Origin of the sequence: Kitasatospora sp. NPDC058406, from assembly GCF_042722765.1 — a bacterium.
GTDB lineage: Bacteria > Actinomycetota > Actinomycetes > Streptomycetales > Streptomycetaceae > Kitasatospora.
The window spans coordinates 14,782-34,190 of the sequence record NZ_JBHXKE010000048.1 but is presented as its reverse complement, the minus strand read 5'-3'; the positions used below and the strand labels follow the sequence as shown (position 1 = coordinate 34,190).

General features: G+C 71.7%; 16 protein-coding genes. 10 read left to right on the top strand and 6 right to left on the bottom strand.

Going from position 1 to position 19,409, the window contains the following annotated elements:
- Positions 1 to 112 precede the first annotated feature (112 nt).
- Together ACFWOG_RS12430 and ACFWOG_RS12425 are read left to right on the top strand one after the other, a co-directional pair.
- Entirely contained in the window at positions 113 to 898 is a 786-nt protein-coding gene (locus ACFWOG_RS12430) for a PIN domain-containing protein (RefSeq protein WP_380357477.1), read from the top strand.
- A 104-nt stretch (positions 899 to 1,002) separates the two neighbouring features.
- A complete protein-coding gene (locus ACFWOG_RS12425; protein WP_380357475.1) occupies positions 1,003 to 1,506 on the top strand; it encodes a hypothetical protein in 504 nt (167 codons plus the stop codon).
- A 49-nt stretch (positions 1,507 to 1,555) separates the two neighbouring features.
- Here ACFWOG_RS12425 and ACFWOG_RS12420 read toward each other — a convergent pair whose 3' ends face one another.
- The 5 genes from ACFWOG_RS12420 to ACFWOG_RS12400 all read right to left on the bottom strand — a co-directional run bounded on the left by ACFWOG_RS12420 (position 1,556) and on the right by ACFWOG_RS12400 (position 4,745).
- A complete protein-coding gene (locus ACFWOG_RS12420; RefSeq protein ID WP_380357473.1) occupies positions 1,556 to 1,738 on the bottom strand; it encodes a hypothetical protein in 183 nt (60 codons plus the stop codon).
- Between the two features lie 392 nt (positions 1,739 to 2,130).
- Positions 2,131 to 2,844, bottom strand: a complete 714-nt coding sequence (locus tag ACFWOG_RS12415; protein WP_380357470.1) for an HNH endonuclease family protein — start codon at positions 2,842 to 2,844, stop codon at positions 2,131 to 2,133.
- A 193-nt stretch (positions 2,845 to 3,037) separates the two neighbouring features.
- Entirely contained in the window at positions 3,038 to 3,364 is a 327-nt protein-coding gene (locus ACFWOG_RS12410; protein ID WP_380357468.1) for a hypothetical protein, read from the bottom strand.
- Positions 3,365 to 4,042: 678 nt separating this feature from the next.
- Positions 4,043 to 4,501, bottom strand: coding sequence for a hypothetical protein (locus ACFWOG_RS12405; protein WP_380357466.1), 459 nt, complete (start codon positions 4,499 to 4,501; stop codon positions 4,043 to 4,045).
- Positions 4,502 to 4,568: 67 nt separating this feature from the next.
- Positions 4,569 to 4,745, bottom strand: a complete 177-nt coding sequence (locus ACFWOG_RS12400; RefSeq protein ID WP_380357464.1) for a hypothetical protein — start codon at positions 4,743 to 4,745, stop codon at positions 4,569 to 4,571.
- 245 nt (positions 4,746 to 4,990) lie between these two features.
- Here ACFWOG_RS12400 and ACFWOG_RS12395 point away from each other — a divergent pair, with 245 nt between their 5' ends.
- Positions 4,991 to 5,923: a hypothetical protein gene (locus ACFWOG_RS12395; RefSeq protein ID WP_380357462.1), complete on the top strand. Its 933-nt coding sequence runs from the start codon at positions 4,991 to 4,993 to the stop codon at positions 5,921 to 5,923.
- Between the two features lie 190 nt (positions 5,924 to 6,113).
- Here the strand turns inward: ACFWOG_RS12395 and ACFWOG_RS12390 are convergent, their stop codons facing one another.
- Positions 6,114 to 6,275 carry a hypothetical protein gene (locus tag ACFWOG_RS12390; protein WP_380357459.1) on the bottom strand — a complete coding sequence of 54 codons (162 nt, stop codon included), beginning with the start codon at positions 6,273 to 6,275 and terminating at the stop codon, positions 6,114 to 6,116.
- 240 nt (positions 6,276 to 6,515) lie between these two features.
- Between ACFWOG_RS12390 and ACFWOG_RS12385 the strand changes: the two genes are divergently transcribed.
- The 7 genes from ACFWOG_RS12385 (at position 6,516) to ACFWOG_RS12355 (ending at position 19,288) form a co-directional block, all read left to right on the top strand.
- Positions 6,516 to 7,094: a DNA-binding protein gene (locus ACFWOG_RS12385; protein WP_380357456.1), complete on the top strand. Its 579-nt coding sequence runs from the start codon at positions 6,516 to 6,518 to the stop codon at positions 7,092 to 7,094.
- 5 nt (positions 7,095 to 7,099) lie between these two features.
- The gene (locus tag ACFWOG_RS12380) at positions 7,100 to 9,361 is read left to right on the top strand and encodes a hypothetical protein (protein WP_380357454.1); all 2,262 of its coding nucleotides are present in this window, start codon (positions 7,100 to 7,102) and stop codon (positions 9,359 to 9,361) included.
- The gene (locus ACFWOG_RS12375; protein WP_380357451.1) at positions 9,358 to 10,056 is read left to right on the top strand and encodes a helix-turn-helix domain containing protein; all 699 of its coding nucleotides are present in this window, start codon (positions 9,358 to 9,360) and stop codon (positions 10,054 to 10,056) included. The genes ACFWOG_RS12380 and ACFWOG_RS12375 overlap by 4 nt, the downstream gene beginning before the upstream one ends.
- A gap of 378 nt (positions 10,057 to 10,434) precedes the next feature.
- Positions 10,435 to 12,240 (top strand): ATP-dependent endonuclease, encoded by a 1,806-nt coding sequence (locus ACFWOG_RS12370; protein WP_380357449.1) that lies wholly within the window; start codon positions 10,435 to 10,437, stop codon positions 12,238 to 12,240.
- Positions 12,241 to 12,636: 396 nt separating this feature from the next.
- A complete protein-coding gene (locus ACFWOG_RS12365) occupies positions 12,637 to 13,800 on the top strand; it encodes an exonuclease SbcCD subunit D (RefSeq protein ID WP_380357447.1) in 1,164 nt (387 codons plus the stop codon).
- The gene (locus ACFWOG_RS12360) at positions 13,800 to 16,823 is read left to right on the top strand and encodes an AAA family ATPase (protein WP_380357444.1); all 3,024 of its coding nucleotides are present in this window, start codon (positions 13,800 to 13,802) and stop codon (positions 16,821 to 16,823) included. The genes ACFWOG_RS12365 and ACFWOG_RS12360 overlap by 1 nt, the downstream gene beginning before the upstream one ends.
- 119 nt (positions 16,824 to 16,942) lie before the next feature.
- Entirely contained in the window at positions 16,943 to 19,288 is a 2,346-nt protein-coding gene (locus ACFWOG_RS12355) for a Helicase associated domain protein (RefSeq protein WP_380357441.1), read from the top strand.
- Positions 19,289 to 19,409: the final 121 nt, after the last annotated feature.

The window sequence follows — 19,409 nt, the reverse complement described above, 5'->3', positions numbered from 1 at the left end:
TGGCGCGGTCCTGCCGCGATGCCAGAGGAGTGGGTGGGAAGTCCGGTGACACCGCCAGGTCAGAGGGAGGACGATGTCTCCCGTTCCCGGCCTGCGGAGAGGACCTCGCCCTGTGATCATTTTCGACACGAACGCGCTGAACAACCTTCAGCTTGGGAGCCCGCCTGCGGACATCCTGCGCAAGTTCCGGGCCTCAGCCCAGCACAGGGTCGCGGTGCCGTGGATGGTCCTGGAGGAACTGGCCGCCCACCGCGCGAAGACCTACATGGCCGCGCGGGAGAACGCGAGCACCGCTCTCAACGCACTGCGCAAGGCGGCGCCGTGGCAGGCCGCCGAGGACTTCGCCCCGCCGGCCCTGGAACTTGAGCAGTGCCAAGCCCACTGGCGTGAGCAGTACAGCGCGCTCTTCGACGACATCGTCGAGACCGGAGGTGAGGCGGCCCGCCGGGCACTCGTACGGGAAGCGCTCGCGCTGCCTCCGGCCGAACGCTGGAAGGAGAAGTCCATAGGCGGCCGAGACGCCGCGATCTGGTTCTCCATCCTGGACTTCCTGCAGGCCAACCCCGAGGAAGAGGTCTGGTTCGTGACCGGCGACGGCGACTTCGGGGACGGCCGCACCTACCCGTACCCGATGGACCAGGACCTCTGCGACATGGCGGGCCGCCTGCACAGGATCTCCGGCTTCGACGAGGTCATCTCCCGCTTCACCGAGACCGTGCACGACGAGCAAGCCCGCGCCGAGACCGAGGCGTTCCTGACATCCCCCTTGTCCAGGAGAGCGTCGCCCAGGCGGCCGCCGACCTGCTGCGGTACCCCTTCGGGTTCCCCGGGATCGGAAGCAGCAGCCGGGAAGCCCGGTGGCAGCGCTTCGCCATCCGTCCCCAGGCCGGTCTCCTGAGTTTCGGGAACGCGCAGGGGCACCGGATCGGCGACGACGTCTGGTACACGGCCGAGACCACCTGGCTACTTCACGGGACCGCGCTGGAGGCCGAGCAGGACGGCATGGACAACATCACGTGCGCCTGGAAGGTGAAGCTGCTGTTCTCCACCGCCGGGGCCCACGGAGCACCGACGATCCTGCACACCAAGGCGCCAGCAGCCGCGGACCCGGCCGACGAGCAGGTCGGCGCCGTGCTCGCGACGCTCAAGCAAGCACTTCTGCGAGAGGCGGGCGAGAGAGTGCAGGCACGGGACCGTACGCGGCTGACCGTCGGCGAGATAGCGGCCTTGACGGGAACACCGCCGTTCCAGGGCGTCCTCGAGTCGTTCACCTCCACCTACGGCATCTTTGCGGAGAGCACGATCGCGAAGGCGATCCTTGCCTCTCCCAGCATCGACTTCATGAGCACGGTGCCGGACTGGCACCACTCGCTCTTCGGAACCGGCGCTGCCGAGTGGCTCCTCCAGGGCCTGGCGAAGCCGTACCCGGCTCCGCTGTTCGAAGCCGGCACGGGTACCGCGACGGAGGACGCCCCGGACGACAACCCGGCTTCCCCAACTGAGTAGCCGGCTCGACCGGGCGGCCGCGGCGATGGCCACCCGGCCGAGCCGCTCCTCAGCGCAGGATCACGGAGACGTGCTCGAACACGGAGACCACGATCTCCCACATCTTCACCACGGCGGTCCCGGCCAGCATCACGGCCACGCCGATCACGACCTGCCGCGGATTCGGTCCGGCGACCGCCAGGCCGACCGGCCGCTGCGCGCTGCCGGGCGCCGCCGTTCGGTGCCGTCCCACCCCGCCGCACCGGGTTCCTCGCTGTGCGGCCTCATCTCCACCATGTCCTTCTCCTTCATCGTCATGTGAGGTACGGACCTGGTCCCGAAGCCCGGGGTGCCGGGGCGTAGTCGGTGTTCGGGCGGTCCGTGGTGCCGGACGGTAGGGATGGGAGTGGGCCGGTCAAGAGGCTCCGGCCGTGGGTTTCCTCGTGCTGCCGACGGTGGTGGCGGACGCCGGATCGGCGGACCCTACATGGTCTGTCGCGTCGGTCAACCCCGTTCTGGGAATCGTCGCCCCGGGCATGGCGGCCGCGTTTCTGACGGGCGGGTCCGGACGGTCCTGTCGGCCGGGAGTTCGGGCCCGCCTGTCCGGTCGGTGGCGGCCGGGCGGGCGGGGCGCGGTCCGGGTGGTCAGCGTGCGAGGACGACGGTGATCGGGACGTTGTCGCAGCCGGAGGCGATGCGGTGGAGGGCGGCGAGTTCGGCGGGGTCGACGGACAGGCCCCAGCGGGTCTTCACCGCGACCCAGTCCTGGGTGTAGTGGCACTGGTAGCCGGCGGTCGGCAGCCATTCGGCGACGTCCTTGTCGGCCTTCTGCCTGTTCGAGCGGGCGGTGACGGCGATGAGGGTCCTCGGGTCGGACAGGTCGTTGGCGTACTGCTCACGCTCCTTAGCCGTCCAGCCGTAGCCTCCGGAGTCCCAGTTCTCCGCCAGCGGGATGACGTGGTCGACGTCTAGGCCGGACGCGTCGGTGACGACGACGTTGTCGTACGGGGAGAACCAGGTGCCACCGGCCAGGGTGCAGCCGGGGCCGACCTCCGGGGCCTCGACGGCCTCGCTGATGATGACGTCCTTGCGGGCGTTGCAGCCGTTGCGGTCGGCGTCGGTCCAGTGCCGGTAGGCGGTGCGGACGTAGCCGTCACGGCGCTCGTCCGCGACGTCGAGCGCGTCGATGGCGGCGAAGAAGGTGGTGGCCACCGTCTCGCCGGGCGCGCGGTGCGCGGCGCCCGAGGCCGTAGCCGCCGCTGCGGGAGCGACCGCATGGGCCGGTCCGGCGGCGGACAAGGATGCCAGCGCGATCGCGGCGAGAAGTGTGGCTGCGCGTCGCCACTTAGGAGTGATCATGCCCTACGACTACCGGCACCACGCGCCTCGCGATGGCATGGTCACCCCGCAGTAGCGCGTCCCGGGCGCACAGTTGACACCCCGACCGGCGGCGAGCCACCGGTCGGGGTCGTCTTGGTGCGTGTTTGTGTGGGTTGGTCGTGCGGGGTGGGAGGGACTCCGGACGGGGTCCCTCCCACCGTGCGCCGGGTGGTCAGGAGAAGATGACCGAGCGGAGCTTGAGCCTGTTGCCGAGTTTCTTGCCGGGGTTCATCACGTAGTAGGTGTCGCCGTCGCAGTTGAAGTCGAGGAAGACGGTGGCGGTGGAGGTCGTGAAGTTCTCCGGCGCGAAGGCCGGATGATCCTCGGTGGCGCCGAAGAGGTTGATGCACTCACGGCTTTCCGGGTCGGCGAGGCCGGCCGGGACGCCGGGGCCGACCTTGTAGAGGAAGTCGCCGGTGGCGGCCTGAGCTGAGGTGGGGACGGAGACGAGGAGGGCGAGGGCGCCGAGGGCGGCGGCGGCCGTGGTACGCAGACGCATGCTGCTGGTCCTGTCCGGTCGGGGGCGGGCGCCCCGCCGAGTGGGCGGGGCGGTACACGAACACTCCCCTGTCGTTCCCCCGGCCAGGCTCCGGATCCTCCATGCAGCCCAAGGATCTCTGCCCGCAGGACGGCCCCGTCGCCGGGACAGGCCGCGGCCGACGGCCTGTCAGGAACAGGCCCGCGCCCTTCGGGGCGCGGACCCGTTCGATTCGGCAGCCGTCACCGCACGCGCCCGACAGACGGGAACCCGCGCCACCCACACGGCCGCCGCCCCCGTCCGGCCGCCGATCTTCCGCACCCCTGGCGATCCCCACGAACCCGGCCCCCCGACACCGCACCCGACAACATCCGGCCGCCGACCAAGCCCGCCGAGCCTGCCCCAACCCGCACACCCCTCTGCCTGGCCCGGCGGCCCTCGCCGACGTCCGGCCGGCCGGATCCCCGTCCAGGCGGTCGCCGCCGTCGTGGTGACCGAGGCCGCACCCGGTCGTTGAACCTGTTCGAGCGCCCGGACCAGGGCGCGCGGCGATGCCCTGCTCCACACCCGACGCCCGGACACCCCCCCACGGCGTCGGGCCGCACGGTACCGACCGCAGGGGCGGCCGGACACACCCGCCGCCCCCGAACACGCTGAAGGCCGCCACCCCGTACGCAGGGTGGCGGCCTTCAGCACTGCTCAGAAGCCGGGGTGCTGGGGGCCGCCCGGGGCGATGAAGCGGGCGCCCAGGTTGTCGTTCGGGTTGAGGTACACCAGCGCGGTGAACCACACCGCGGCCGCCTTCGGGTCGCGGCGGCGCAGCAGGTCTGCGTAGCAGTAGAGGATGCAGTGGGCGGGCCGGTTGTCGAGCTCGCCGTAGAGCAGGACGTCGGTGAACGGCCAGGGCAGGGACTGCTGGAGGACGCACACCCCGGCGCGGGCCCACTCCAGCGCGGCGTCCAGCTCGCCGGGCACCTCGCCCTGGTCGTCCTCGTCGTCGAAGCCGTCCTCGCCGTCCTGGCGGAGGCCGGCCACCTCGTAGGCGATGGTGGCGTAGGCGTCCAGGTCCCGCGGGTGCAGCCGGCGGTCGCCGATCGCCACCGACGCCTTCTCGTACGCCTCGCCGCTCTCCTCGTCCGGACTCCAGTCCCGTTCCATCCGCCAGGACTGGCGCACCGGCAGCTCGGCGATGCGCTTCTCCAGCTTCGACAGCTTGTCGCCAGCCTCACGGTGCTCGGCGTAGAAGTCCGTTGTACTCCGGGTCCTGGATCCAGGCCAGGAGCGGCCGGTCCAGCTTCGCGAGCGCCTCGGCGGCCAGGCCGGACGGTGCCAGCCACGGCAACGTGCCCTCCAGGCTCTTGGCCACGGTCTTCGGGTCTTGGCCCACGGTCGTCTCATCCATACCGGCGATCCTCCACACCCGCACCGCACCATGTCCTTGAAGCAGCAGAAACCACCTCACCGAGGCACACGGCACGGTAGAAGCCGAAAGCCCGCCACCCGCACGTGCAGTACCACCCCCTTGTACAGCATGCTGTCGCACGCCTCGTGGCGCCCTCTCCGCCGTGCGGTGCCTGGCTTCGGGGGATCGTTGTCAGTGGCCCTCCATATCCTGAGGCACCCCTCCCACATCGTCGAAGGAGGCCCGTGGCCAACGACCTCAGAACCCTGCAGGACCCGCTCATCGAATGGGTCTACGACCACAGCGGCGACAGTTCCCTCGGGGACGTCTCCCTCGCCCCGTTCGCCGAGGAACACCACCTCGACTCTCGGCAGGCTTTCCGGCTCCTGCGGCATTGTGAGGAGTCCGGAAGGCTGGACGGCCGGCACTCCAGCCACGACGACGCCGTCGCCAACCTCACACCGGCCGGGACCGCGTGGGTCGAGGGACGAAGGCGGCGCCGGAACGATCCCGCCGCCCGCGTCGCAGCCGCCCGCACCGGCCTGCTGACCTGGTTGTGGCACCGCAAGCACGAGGGCGCCCACATGCCGGTGGTCGCCCAGATTCTCGAAGACCCTCAGTCCCTCTTCGAAGGCACACGGCTGTCGGCCTCCGAGATCGACCGGGCCGCCGGCCACCTGCAAACCAGGGGACTGATCAAGGGAGCCAGCCGCGCCGGGGGCATGGACGGACCCCTGCGCGCCGAGATCACTGCCGAAGGAGAAGACTGCGTGGAGAACTACGGCGCCGACCTCGCCGCATACGAGCGACGCAACAACGGCGGCGGCACCACCAACTTCCACATCGGCACCAACACCGGCAACATCGCAGCCAACAGCCGTGAGGTCACCCAGACCGCCACCACCAACCAGGGCATCAACACCAGCGAGCTGGTGCTCCTCGCCAGATCCCTGCGCCAGGCGACTCCTGTTCTGGGCCTGCCCGAAGGCGACGCCGAGGAGTTCACCGACATCGCAACCCGGATCGAGAGCGAGGCATCGACGGAGAACCCGGATCCAGGACGGATCCGGCGCTGGGGAAACACGATCCTGGACATTCTCAACTCCCCAGCGGCCAGCGGCGCCCTCGCCCAGACCCTGGCCACCACTCTCCAGGCCGCCATCACCCCGGGTAGCTGACGACACGAACTGCGTTCGTCACGGTGCCAGGCCGTAACGAACGCCCTACCCCGAACGACGCGGCGGGCCGTCACACCAATACAGGCGTGACGACCCGCCGCGTCGTTCGGGGCCAGCGCACCGTGTAGCGCCGGGAAGCGGCCGGCCCGGCCGCCGAGGGGTGACCGGGCCGGACCGTGCGGGGTTCCCGTCAGGCGTTGCGCATGACGATCGCGATGCCCGCGGTCAGGGCGGCGAGCTGGGCCGTGTTGAGGCCGAGCACGCGGGCCTGGCTCTTGGCGACGTTGCCGAGCATGTAGGTGCCGACCAGCGCCGCGCCGAGCGTGACCACTGCCTTCTGCTTTCCCGTCATCTTCTTCTTCACCTCCTTCCGGGGTTGGTATCCGACCAGGGTTGCACCCGGCACCGACAAACCAGGACGGGCCGGATTCCGTGCATGCTTGTATGGCTTACTAAAAAGGCGTGGACGGTGTCGGACGTGAGGCGTAGAGTCGTCCTAGCTTTTCGAGTTGGATGAATAGGCATGGAGGTTGTGGGTGTGTTCGTGACGACCGGTCAAGCCGGGACGGCCCTGGGGTGCTCGATCCCGACGGTGAAGAAACTCGTGGCCACCGGCGTGGTCCCGGGCGTGCGCGAGCAGGGTCGGCAGGTGTTCCCGCTGGCCGCTCTCCAGCAGTTGCAGGCGCGCCCGGCCGCGGACCTGTCCGTGCTCGGCACGCCCGAGGTGGCGGTGCTGCGCTCGGACGCCCCGGCGAAGGTGGACGAGCCGGACCGGGAGTGGATCGGCTTCGGCGCCGGCCTGAACGAGGCGCAGTTGCTGGCCGCGCTGTCCGGCTGGTGGCGGTGCGACCCGGCCCGCGTCGCGGCTGGCGGAGTGCTGCCGGTGACGGTGGCCGGCTTTGTCGTCGCGGTGCTGACCGGCCTGGCCGAGTGGGAGGGCGACGGTACCGTCGGCACCGCGGGGCGCTTCCGCTTCCCGAAGGCGCGGATGGCCGGCTACCTGACCGACCTCACCGCCCCCGTGAACGCCGCCGACCCCACCGACCCCGAGGACGCCCGCCTGGCGGCCCTGCTGCTCGGAACCCGCCTGGCGTCGGTGTCCGGCGGCCCGATCGCCTACGTCTCCACCACCCCGACCATCACCGACCGGCCCGCCGCCGAGGGGAAGTAAGCCCGATGGACCGCAAGACGTACACTGCCGAACTCGCCTCTCTGCGCGAGCTGCGCACCGGGATCACGGCCGCCGAGAAGACGGTCGCGGCCGCGCAGAAGGAGCTGGACAAGCTCGCCGCCCAGCGTGCGCGCCGGGTGGCCGGGCTCGCGGGGTACGAGGGCGCGCAGGCGCCGGCCATCGCGAAGGCCTCCGGGCTGTCGGTCGGCGACGTCGTGCGGATCGCGCCGCTGCTGGACCCGACCCCGGCCGTCGTCCGCGCCGCCAAGGCCGACGACCAGGCCGCCGCCGCTCCCGCCCTGGCCCCGGAGGCCGAGCCGGTCGACGAGCCCGCTGTCGCGGTCGCCCCGGCGCTGACCCGCCCGGCCCCCGTGCTTGAGCAGCCCGCCCCGGCCGCGCCGGTGACCGAGGCACCGGCCGAGGTCGAGGACCAGGGCACCGTCGAGCAGCCAGCCACCGCCTTCGCTGCCCTGGTCGCCCCGCCTGTGCTGCAGGAACCACAGGAGACAGAACCCGGCGTACAGGCCGGCACCGTTGTCGGGCCGCGTCCGGCGGTCGAGGCCGGTCCGCGTGGGCTGCCCGCCCTCCCGCAGGGCCCGGCCGGTGCCCGGTTCGAGGCCGTCACCACCGGGCTGGTCTCCAAACGCCCGCCCTACACGCAGCAGGCCCGCGCCACGGTGTTCCTGGACGCGGCGGCCGGGACGCTCGCCGTGCGCGAGCAGACCGTGCGGCTCGACCTCGGCGCCCGCACCCCGGGTGAGATCCTGGACGCCGTCCACGTCGCCGCGCCCGGCACCGAGCGGGTCTACATCACCGCCGGTGCACCCTGGCACGACGGCGCCGAGCGGTACAGCACGCTCAAGGACGCGGTCGCGGCCTGGCTGAACACGCCGTCGGAGCGGTGGACGACCGCTGTCGGCTCCGGCCGGGACAAGTTGGCCGGGCACTTCGTGCACCAGCGCCAGCCGGTCGGCCGTTACGCCCCCACCGCGTCCCCGGACGGCCCGGTCACGGAGATCCGGTCGATGGGGGAGTGGTTCGATGCGGACGGCGCCGACGTCGTGACCTGCCGGCAGGCGTTCACGCTGCTGTGGCAGGCGCTGCGCCGGCACTGGGACGACGCGGTGCTGATGGGCTCGCCGTCGCAGACCGGCCGGGACCTGTGGTCACGCACCATCCCCACCACTGGCAAGTGGGCCGGGGGCTACCCGGTCCTCAGTGAGGAACTGCGGGGCCTGCTGCACGCGACCGGCGGCCAGGGCCGTACCGAGCTGATCCTGCCCCCGCGCGTCCCGGAGCAACTGCCCGCGCTGGTGGAGTACGACCGCACCTTCGCCTACGCCAAGCACCTGTGGAAGTCGCCGGTCGGCACGCCCCGGCGGATCACCGCCGCCGCGTTCGCGGCGATGACCGAGCAGGAGCAGACCAAGGCCCTGATGTCCTGCTCCCACTGGAACGTCCGCGTCACCGTCCCGCAGGGCTGGCAGCACGTCGGCCTGCTCCCTGCCCCCGTCACCGGGGATCGCGCCTGGGTCTACCCCTCCGAGCCTGGCGCCACCTTCACGACGTGGGCGGGCGGCGCCGAGGTCCACCTCGCCCTGTCCAACCACCTGGCGCCGTGGAAGGTCGAGATCCTCGGCGGCCTGCTCTTCGAGGACGGCAAGCCGCTGGATGAGTGGGGCAAGCGGTTGAAGTCGGCCTGGGCGGACCTGACCAACCTCTCCAAGCTGCACGCCGACGAACGCCAGCGACAGGCGGCCTACCTCGCCAGCCGCGCCGTCCGGTCGGTGCTGCTGTTCGGCCTGGGCGGCTTCGCGCAGCGCCCGCGCCTGGTCTCCGGCACCACCCCGCTCGGCGAGGCGCTGCCAGCCGGAGTGGAGATCCTCGGCCAGGACGACCAGGTGGTCACGTGGCAGCGGCAGGCCGGGTTCTCCCGCGACCCGTACGCGCACCCCGAGTGGGCCGCCTACGTGTGGTCGGGGGCGAGGGCGGCGCTGCTGGACATGAAGTACCGCCAGGGCAAGGAGGTCATCGGCTACGCAGGTGCCCTGCACGCCAAGCCCGGCACGGTCGTCTACTTCGGCACCGACGGCATCGCCCTGACGGAGCGCCAGCCCTGGCCGTACCGGGGCGAACCGGGCGACTACCTCCTCAAGGGCCACCTCACCGGCCCGGTGGAGCACCCGGTCAGCCAGGAGCAGTACCTCAAGCTGCGAGGCCTGGGCCGCGCCGAACTCGCCGCCGCCGCGAAGGGAGCTGGCCAGTGAGCCCGGCCGACCCGAACAACCCGAACGAGGCCGCCCGGTTGACCCAGGAGTTGCTGGACCAGGGCTACACCAAGCGCCAGGTCGCCAAGCTGCTGGGCAGGGACGCCAGCCTGGTCTCGCAGTTCTTCACCAAGGGCAAGGGCGCCAGCATGGTCGGCGCGCTGCGCCAGGTGGTCCGTGCGGTGCGCGGCGGCGAGCGTGATGAGGAGGTGCTGTCCGGGATCGCGGAGGCGAACACCACCCGCCGCCGCACCAAGACCGGCCAGAAGGCCCGGGTGCGTGGCAAGGACGTCGTCGGCAAGCCCGGCGAGTCGATGGCCGGCCGCGCGGGCAAGCAGGCCATCAACTCCGGTGCCTCCCACCTCGCGCCGGTGGTCCACGCCACCGGCCAGGCCGGCGGCCGCCTCGCCTTCACCGTCCGGATGAAGGCCGATCAGTACGTCTACGGCGCGGGCTCGGAGCAGGACTCCGGTGGCATCCGACGCGGCTTCCTCCCGCGCGCGGACGGCACCGAGGAGCGCACCTACGGCTCCGCCTCCACCGGCGGGTTCGACGCCGCCGAGTGGTCCCAGCGCGTCGCCGACCACCACGGGGACGTCACCGAGGCGATGCGCGAGTGGCTGGTGGAGACCGGCCGGGCGGTCGAGGGCGCGGACATCCGCTACCTGGAGGTCCGCGGCTGGATCCCTGAGTAGTCGGTGGGCCCCCGACTCGGCCGCACCTGCGCGGGCCGGGAGCGTTCGGTCGGCCGGTGAGCGCAAGGGGAGCCGATCGAGCGCCCGGCCCCCGGTCCGGGGTGTGCGCTTCAACGGCCGGGCCCGGCCAGCCTCCTGACGGACGGACCCACAGCGGTGTCGCCCAGGGTTCGGCGCCCTTCGTGCTCCGCCCACCCCACGGTGGCCCGCCGGTCTTCCGCCGCCCGCGCCACGGCGCCGCGCCGATGAGCCTACGATGTTCACCTGCGGCGGATGTGACCTCAGAAAGCCCATGCCGCACGATGGTTGCTGCCTGCGGTACGGCAGGCGGCAGGGGAGAGCGGAGCGGCTGCGACTGTGCACTTGAAGGACTTCTCCGTGAGCGGGTTCCGCTCGCTGACGCTGCTCAAGAACATCCCCGTCAGCTCGCCGACGATCCTGGCCGGCCACAACGACGGCGGGAAGAGCGCGGTGCTCGCCGCCCTCGCCTTCCTCCTCGGCGGCCATCGTCTGGCCGAACAGGACCGAACCTACGTCACCCCGACCGGAGCCGGCGGCGTCGCCGAGCCGGGACGCTGTGCCTCGACATGGGTCGAAGGCCGCTTCGCCCTGGACGACTTCGAGCAGGAGGCGGGCTTCGCACCGGAGTTGAGGGTACGGCGCCGAGTGGAGGGCGATGCCGCGCCCGTGCTCGAGTACTGGGCCAGGATTCCGGCCGACCCCAGGCTGCGTGACATCCACTCGCTGCTCGTACCCGAGCTCAGGGAGCTGGTTCTCGCCCTCGGACTGCAGGCCGAGGGCAAGGGACTCAAGGCCGACCTGCAGGCGGCGCTGGCCGCACACGCGGCACGCTCCCCGCAGGTCGACCAATGGGCAGCCCTGCCCAAGCAGTTGGCGCGACGGCTGCCGCGGCTGTTGTCATTCAGCGGGAAGGACGAGAGCCCGGAGCGGGCCGTCCACACGGCACTGGCCGGCAGCTACCAGGCCCATCTCGAGGACGACGGGCTGCAGGGCCGCCTGCGTACGATCGAGTCCGAGGTCACCGCGCTGGTCAAGGACGACGCCGCCGACCTGTGCGAACACATCAAGGCACACTGTCCGGATCTCGTGGACGTCTCCGTCGAGCCGGAGGTCTCCTTTTCCCACGGTTTCAAGCAGGCGCATCTGCACATCTCCCGTGCCCGCGGCGAGCGGGTCGATCTGTCCAGGTCCGGACGGGGCAGCAACCGCCGGATCGCCCTGGCGGTCTGGGAGTGGACCAGCAGGCTGCTGGAGGGCCCCCAACCGGACGGGGACGACATGCCGCCCGTCCAGACGATCGTCGTCTACGACGAGCCCGACACCCACCTGGACTACACCCACCAGCGGACCGTGATGGACCTGATCCGCCGCCAGTGCGCGACGGATGCCGTCAACGTCATCGTGGCCACCCACTCGATGAACCTCATCGACGGCGTGGACATCGCCGACGTCGTCCACCTGCGCCTGGAAGCGGGCCGCACCGTCATGGAACGCCTCGCCGAGGACACGCACGAAGGCATCGACCTGCACCTGGGGCAGATCGCCGCCGCGCTGGGCCTGCGCAACTCCGTCCTGCTCCACGAGCGCTGCTTCCTCGCCGTCGAAGGCCCCACGGAGCAGCAGGCGATCCCGGTGCTCTTCCGCCTCGCACAGGGCCTGTCCCTACAGGCGGCGGGTATTGCCCTGTGGGCCTGCAACAACAACGAAGGAGCCCTGCACCTCGCCCGCTACCTCGCCGGCCAGCGCCGCACCGTCATGTTGCTCGTCGATGCCGACAGCCGCAACGTCGCCAAGTTCTTCAGGGACGACCGGATGCGCCAGTTCGGCCTCGATCCCGCGCGGCAGGTCTCGTTCGTCGGCGAGGCGACGGGCTTCAACGAACTCGAGGAGCTCTTCGAGGACGAGCAGTGGGCCCAAGTGGCCAACCGCAAGTGGCCGCGCCCCGACGGCCAGCAGCAGTGGGAGGCCACGGACTTCAAGGCGCACCGTGGCGGCCGGAAATTCAGCAAGGACATTCTTGGCATGATTAAGGATCAGGGCCGCACGAGTCCGGACGGTAAACCCGAAATGGTTTACGAGCTGGCCACGTCCTTGGGCTCCGCCGCAGACGTGCCGTCGCAGTTGAGGGAAGTATTCGCGGCTTTGCGGGCGAGTGCGGGCTGATCATTTCCTGACGGCGCGTCCTGCCGGAGCCGGGCGGTGCGCCGCGCCGCCATCCGGGCCTTGCGTTGTTCACTGGTCGGGGAGGCCCAGGCGTGCCAGCCCGCCTCCTCCACCCACTGCCGTGCGTGGACCCGCTCGTCGATGCCACACCACCGGCACCCGTTCGGAGCAGGGAAACCGCTACGCAAAGAGCCTTGCTCGGAAGTCATCTCTCCCCCTCTCTGTCCTTATTCTTTCCCGCCGCACTGACAATCTCTCGCCCCCGGGCCCACCGCTCACTCCCTTGCCGCCGCCGGTACGGCATCTGACATCCAACGGTTCCCACAGATCACCAATGCGGGCCAGAACACCGAAACCGGCCCGCACCCCACACCCGAACGGTTACGGTCAGCGACCATGCGATTGCTCCACACCTCGGATTGGCATCTCGGGCGCACGTTCTACCGAGAGTCCCTCATCGATGCCCAACGTGCCTTCCTCGACCACCTGCTGACCGTCGCGCGCGAACGGGAGGTGGACGCGGTCCTGGTCGCCGGCGACGTCTACGACCGGGCCATCCCGTCCCTGGACGCCGTCGCCCTCTTCGACCACGCGCTCAACAGCCTGGCCGACCTGCGGGTCCCCGTCGTCATGATCAGCGGCAACCACGACTCGCCCCAGCGCCTCGGCGTCACGTCCCGCCTGATCGAACGGGCCGGCATCCACCTGCGCACCGACCCCGCCACCTGCCACACACCCGCTGTGCTGCACGACGCGCACGGACCGGTCGCGTTCTACGGTCTGCCCTACCTCGAACCGTTCCTGACCCGCGAGGAGATGGCAGCCGACAAGCCCACCCACGAGGCCGTCCTGGACGCGGCGATGGACCGGGTGCGGGCCGACCTCGCCGCCCGCCCGGCGGGCACCCGCTCCGTCGTCCTCGCGCACGCCTTCGTCACCGGGGGCCGCACCAGCGACAGCGAACGCGACATCACCGCCGGCGGGATCCCCACCGTCGGCGCCGCCGTCTTCGAGGGCATCGACTACGTCGCCCTCGGCCACCTCCACCGCCCGCAGAAGGTCACCGACCGCATCCGCTACAGCGGTTCCCCCCTCGCCTACTCCTTCTCCGAGGCCGGCTACGCCAAGACCACCTGGCTCGTCGACCTCGACGCCGACGCCAACCTCACCACCGAGGCCGTCCCCTGCCCTTGCCCCCGGCCCCTGGCCACCCTCACCGGGCACCTCGACGACCTCCTCGACGACCACCAGCACGACCACCTGCACGACGCGTGGCTGCACGTCGTCCTGACCGACCCACAGCGCCCCATCAACGCAATGGACCGCCTACGCACTCGCTTCCCCCACACGGTCCAGCTCACCTTCCTTCCCGAGGACGGCGGCCCCCGCGACAGCGCCACCTACACCGAACGCACCCGGCACCGCACCCCGCTCGAGATCACCGCCGGGTTCGTCGACCACGTCCGGGGCGGCCTCGCTCCCACCCCGGCCGAACACGACCTGCTGCGCCGGGCAGTCGAGTTCGCCCGCCACGACGACACCGAGAAGGAAGCCCGCTGATGCGCCTGCACACCCTCGTCCTGCAGGCCTTCGGCCCCTTCCGTACCCGGCAGAGCATCGACTTCGACACCCTCTCCCAAGGAGGGCTGTTCCTCCTGCACGGCGCCACCGGCGCGGGGAAGTCCACCGTCTTCGACGCCGTCTGCTTCGCCCTCTACGGCAACGTGCCGGGGGAGCGGCACCAGACGGCGCTGCGCAGCCACCACGCCGACCCCGCCACACCCACCCAGGTTGAGCTGGAGTTCAGCATGGCGGGGCGGCGCCTGCGAATCGTGCGAACCCCTCAGCAGGAACGCGCCCGACGCGACGGGAGCGGCACCACGCGTTCCCAGGCCAAGGCCCGGCTGGAGGAACAAGACGGCGACGACAGCCTCGGCCGGCCCCTGTGGAGGCCCGTCACCGCCGCCCACCAGGAGGTCGCCCGCGAGGTCGAAGCCCTGCTGGGCATGAACCGCGAGCAGTTCTGCCAAGTCGTCCTGCTGCCACAGGGCGACTTCGCGAAGTTCCTGCGCGCCAAGGCCGAGGAGCGCGCCACCGTCCTGGGCCGCCTCTTCGGCACCCACCGCTTCCGCACCATCCAACGCTGGCTCACCGACCACGCCAAGGAGAGCGGTCAACACTGCGACGACGCCCGCCGCGCCGTCCTGCGCGACATCGACCGCATCCAGGACACCGCCGGCGCCGCGATCACCGACCCGGTCGAGGAACCAACCCCCACCCAGGACAGCATCGACGCCGCCCACCCCGCCGCACTCGCCTGGGCGCGGGCCGTGCACGACGGCGCCGCCCAGGCCCAGCAGGCCGCCGCCGGCGCACTGCGGGACGCCCAAGCCCACCACCGGATCCAGGAGAGCCACACCGCACAGGTCCGCGTCCTGGCGGAGCGTCAGCTGCGCCACCGCACCACCGCCCAGGCCCTCACGGCCCTGCAGGCGCAGGCACCGGACTTCGAGAGCCTGCAGGCGGACCTGGAACGCGGTCGCAGCGCCGAGCGGGTCCGGCCCCTCGTCCGGGCCCTCGACGACGCGGACCGTGACCACGAACAGGCCCGCGAGGCAGAAGCCCAAGCCAGGACGCGACTGCCCGAACCGCGGCGCGAGGACACTGAGGAGAACCTCACCGCCGCCGAGGACCAGTTGAAGAACGAGCTGGGCCGCCTCGACGCCCTGCGCCACGACGAACGGCGCTTCGACGAACTGGCGGCCTCCCTCGCCACGCTCGAAGCCGAACTCGACGAAGCCCAGACCGACCACGACGAGATCACGGCCTGGCTCGGCCAAGCGGACGCCCGCCGCGCCGAGCACACCGCGCGGATCGAGCGCGCCCACCTGGCTCAGCTCCAGGCAGACAGTCTCGCCGCCACCCTGCCCGCCCTCCAGCAGCAACTCGCGGCGGCCCGCCGCCGCGACGAACTGGCCACCGAGGTGGCCCGGGCCCAGGCCGGCGTCGACGAGCTGACGGACGCCGTCGTGCGCAGCGCCGCGCACGCGCGAGAGATCCGGGACCGGCGCATCGACGGCATGGCCGGCGAACTCGCCGCCCGGCTGCGTCCCCAGGAGCCCTGTCTGGTCTGCGGTTCGCCCGTCCATCCCCGGCCGGCGACGGCTGCCGCCGATCACCCGAGCCGAGCGGACGAGGCCCGCGCGGAGCAGGCATATCAGCAGGCCGACCAGGCCTGCAAGGACGCCGAACAGGACCTGGTGCGGCTCACGGCCGAGGCCGGTGCGGCCGAGGAACTGGCCGACGGGCAGGCCACGGCAGAGCTGCAGCAGCGCCACCTCGCCGCCCAGGAAACCCACAAGGACCTCCTGGCCACCGCCGCCGACGCCGTTCCCGCCACCGAGGAACTGCGCGCCTTCGACGAGACGCACACGACCCGGACAACCGAACTCACCGCCCTGGGCCGCCGCATCGGCGACTACATGGGCCGCCAGGAGACCCAGAACACCGAACAGGAGATCCTGACCCAGCGCCTGGCCGACGCTCTGGCCGGGTCCCCGACGATCGCCGCCCGCAGCGCCGGACTCATCGCCGAGGCCAAGGCGATCGCGGTGGCGCGGGCGGCGATCCAACAGGTCGCGGCGAGCGCGGTGAGCCTGGACCGCGCGCACCGTGCCGCCTCGACCGAGATCACCGCCGCGGGATTCGCCACCGCCGAGGCCGCCCGCCAGGCCATGATCCCCGGCGCCGAACTGGCAGCGATGGAAAGCGAACTGGACGCCTGGCGGACCGCCCAGGCCACCCACGCGGCGACACTCGAGGACCCGGACCTCACACAGGCCGCCGCCACGGAACCAGCCGACGAGCAGGCCGCCGAGGCGGCGCTGACGGCCGCCGCCGACCGCGCGCAAGCGGCGGCGATCGCCGAGAGCGCCAGCCGCGCCCGCAGCGAGGCGCTGGTCTGCCACATCGACGACCTCACCCGGCACATCGCCCGCCTGGCCCCACTGCTGGAGGAGCACCACGTCGCCAAACACCTGGCGGAGCTGGCCGCAGGCACCTCGGGCGACAACCAGTACCGCATGCACCTGGAAGCCTACGTCCTGGCAGCCAGGCTGGAGGAGGTTGCGCGGGCGGCCAACACCCGTCTGGAACGCATGTCCTCCCACCGCTACGCGCTGTCCCACACAGACGCGCGCACCAGTGGACGCGGCCGTTCCGGCCTCGGCCTGGAGATCCTCGACCAGTGGACGGGCCAGACCCGCGACACCACCACCCTGTCCGGCGGCGAGTCCTTCTTCGCCTCGCTCGCGCTGGCCCTGGGCCTGGCGGACGTGGTCGCCCAGGAGGCCGGCGGCAGCCGGCTCGACACCCTGTTCATCGACGAGGGCTTCGGCAGCCTCGACGACGACACCCTCGACGAGGTCCTCGACGTGCTCGACGAACTGCGCTCCTACAGCCGCACCGTCGGGGTGGTCAGCCACGTCGCGGACCTGCGACGGCGCATCCCCAGTCAGATGCAGGTCCGCAAGAGCCAGGACGGCTCGACCGTGAAGGCCATGGCCACGGCCCCGGCCTTCTGACCTTCCTACCTACACGATAGGACGAGGCGAGACCCCCACACCGATCGGGGCGGTCGACGCCTCGTCCCGTCGTCAAGCGGGCCGCCCGCCGTCCCAGCCCGCGAAGGAGAAGCACCGCCGTGGAGACCACCACCGAGGCCGATGTGCCGGCTGCGTTCCGCGCCGACGCCGGGCAGCCGGTCCCGCAGCAGCCGACCGGGGCGCTCAACCCCTTGCCGCTGCACTGGTTCCAGAAGGACGCGGTGGCGGCCGCGGTGAAGGAGGTTCGCGACGGCGGCCGCGCCACCGTCGTGGCCGCGACCGGCTCCGGCAAGACCCTCATCGCGGCCGGCTGCGCCCGGCGTCTGGCGGCGCGGGGGCGGGTGCTGGTGCTGGTGCCGACGATCGAGCTGTTGGAGCAGACCGCCGAGGCGTGGTCGCTGCGGGGCGGTCGCCGCGGGCTGGCGGTGGCGGCGTGCTCGCGCGAGGAGGCGCTGGAGAGCGCGGAGGCGGGCGGGCGGGTGCGTGTGGAGGTGTCGACGCAGGCGCCGCGGATCGCGGACCTGGTCGCCGCCGCGAAGCCCGGCGAGTCGGCGACCGTGTACGCCACCTACGCCAGCCTTGAGCGGATCGTGGCGGCTCACCGCGACTTCGGCCTGCCAATGTGGGACCTGGTGGTGATCGACGAGGCGCACAGGACCGCCGGCTCCGAAGGGAAGGCCTGGGCGGCCGTCCACACCGACGACAAGGTGCCCGCGAAGCGCCGCCTGTACTTCACGGCGACGCCGAAGATCGCCGATGACCGGAAGGCGAAGGACGGCCTGGCCGACCTCACCGCCACCGACGCCGCCGACGGCCAGGCGCTGCCCGCGCTCTGCTCCATGACGGACAGCCGAATCTACGGCGAAACCGTCTTCACCTGGACGCTCGGACAGGGCATCGAGCACGGCTACCTCGCCGACTACCGCGTCCTGGTGCCCGTCGTCACCGACGAGGACCTGCGCGAGCTCCTCAACCTGCCCGCCGTCGCCGACCTGCGCAGCCAGCGCTCCAACGAGGAACTGCTGCGCCTCGCCCTGCAGATCGCGGTGCTGCGCGCCATCGCCGACCTCGGCCTGCGCCGCGTGATCACCTTCCACTCCCGGGTCAGCGCCGCCCGCGAGTTCGCCGACACCCTGCTGGAGACCTCAGAACTGCTGCAGGACGCGGACCGGCCCGAGCGGATCTGGGCGAAGGCGGTCGCCGGAACCGACCGCCTCACGGTCCGCCGCAAGGCCTTCGCCGAGTTCAAGGCCCACACTGGCGACGACGGCGAAGAGTGCGGCATCCTCGCCAACGCCCGACTCCTGTCCGAAGGCATCGACGTCAGAAGCGTGGACTCCGTCGTCTTCAGCGATCCGAAATCGAGCGTCATCGATATCGTCCAGGCCGTCGGCCGCGCGCTGCGCCAGGCATACCGGCAGGGCAAGGTGTCCTGGATCATCATCCCCGTCTACCTGCCCAGCCCCGCCGTCGGCGACGACACCGCCGCCGACCCGGCCGAGGTCCACGACGCCGGGGAGGCGGTGAAGGCGGAGGCCGACGCCGAGATCGAAGCATCGTCGTTCCGCACCATCTGGCGGGTCCTGCGGGCCCTAGCCGCCCACGACGCCCGGGTGGTGGGCCGGATCACCGAGCTGCGCGCCAGCCGCTCCCAGGAGCACACCACCACGGCCAGGGCATCCGAGGGCGAGAGCCCCGGGGCCAGCACCGGCGAGGGAGAGCAGCAGCCCGCCGTTGCGGAGTCGCCGATCGAGTGGCTACGGATCAACGCCAAGCACCACGCGAACGCCATCCTCCAGACGGTGAAGCTGCGGGCGTTCAATCCGCGGGCGGTCGAGTGGCAGCGGATGCACGCGGTCGCGGCGGTCTTCCACCTCCAGCACGGCCACCTCGACCCCACCGACAAGACGAAGCACGCCGAGCTGATCTCCTGGCTCACCCGCCAGCGCCACCTCAACGGGCAGAGCCTGCTCGACCCCGCCCGCGTCAGCGAGCTGGACGCGCTCGGCATGATCTGGTCGAAGAACGCCAACGCCTGGGAGAGGGGCGCCGCGCACGCCGCCGCGTTCCACCGCCGGCACGGCCACCTCGCGATCCCGGCGACCGCGAAGCTGGATGACCACGCCGTGGGTGCGTGGATGCGCCGCCAGCGCAAGGCCGAGAACCTGACCAAGGACCAGGTCGCCAAGCTCGACGGGCTGGACGAGCTGTGGCGCCTGGAGCCGGACTGGAACCGCTCCTACCGGCGCCTGCTCGCCTACCTCGCCGCTGGCGGCACTCTGGCCGGTCCGGCGAATCGCACCGGCGGCGAGGCGGACCCGACCTTCCGCCCCGGCGCCTGGCTGCGCAAGCAGGACAAGGCCCGCACCGAGGGTAAGCTGACCGACCACCAGACCGCGCTCCTAGACGCGCTCACCCGGCACGCCGAGACCGTCGCCGACTGACCCGCCCCGACCAACGCCCGCCCGTCCCGGGCCGCCCAGGCCGGGACGGCCCGCTCCCCGGAAGGAGACGAGTGACCACCACCCAGCGGCGTCGCCTCCTCCTCTTGCTCCGGATGGCCGC

Coding starts and splice junctions, on each gene's coding strand:
- ACFWOG_RS12425 (WP_380357475.1), top strand. CDS start 1,003: ATGGACAACATCACGTGCGCCTGGAAGGTGAAGCTGCTGTTCTCCACC.
- ACFWOG_RS12415 (WP_380357470.1), bottom strand. CDS start 2,844: ATGATCACTCCTAAGTGGCGACGCGCAGCCACACTTCTCGCCGCGATC.
- ACFWOG_RS12410 (WP_380357468.1), bottom strand. CDS start 3,364: ATGCGTCTGCGTACCACGGCCGCCGCCGCCCTCGGCGCCCTCGCCCTC.
- ACFWOG_RS12405 (WP_380357466.1), bottom strand. CDS start 4,501: ATGGAACGGGACTGGAGTCCGGACGAGGAGAGCGGCGAGGCGTACGAG.
- ACFWOG_RS12400 (WP_380357464.1), bottom strand. CDS start 4,745: ATGGATGAGACGACCGTGGGCCAAGACCCGAAGACCGTGGCCAAGAGC.
- ACFWOG_RS12390 (WP_380357459.1), bottom strand. CDS start 6,275: ATGACGGGAAAGCAGAAGGCAGTGGTCACGCTCGGCGCGGCGCTGGTC.
- ACFWOG_RS12380 (WP_380357454.1), top strand. CDS start 7,100: ATGGACCGCAAGACGTACACTGCCGAACTCGCCTCTCTGCGCGAGCTG.
- ACFWOG_RS12365 (WP_380357447.1), top strand. CDS start 12,637: ATGCGATTGCTCCACACCTCGGATTGGCATCTCGGGCGCACGTTCTAC.
- ACFWOG_RS12360 (WP_380357444.1), top strand. CDS start 13,800: ATGCGCCTGCACACCCTCGTCCTGCAGGCCTTCGGCCCCTTCCGTACC.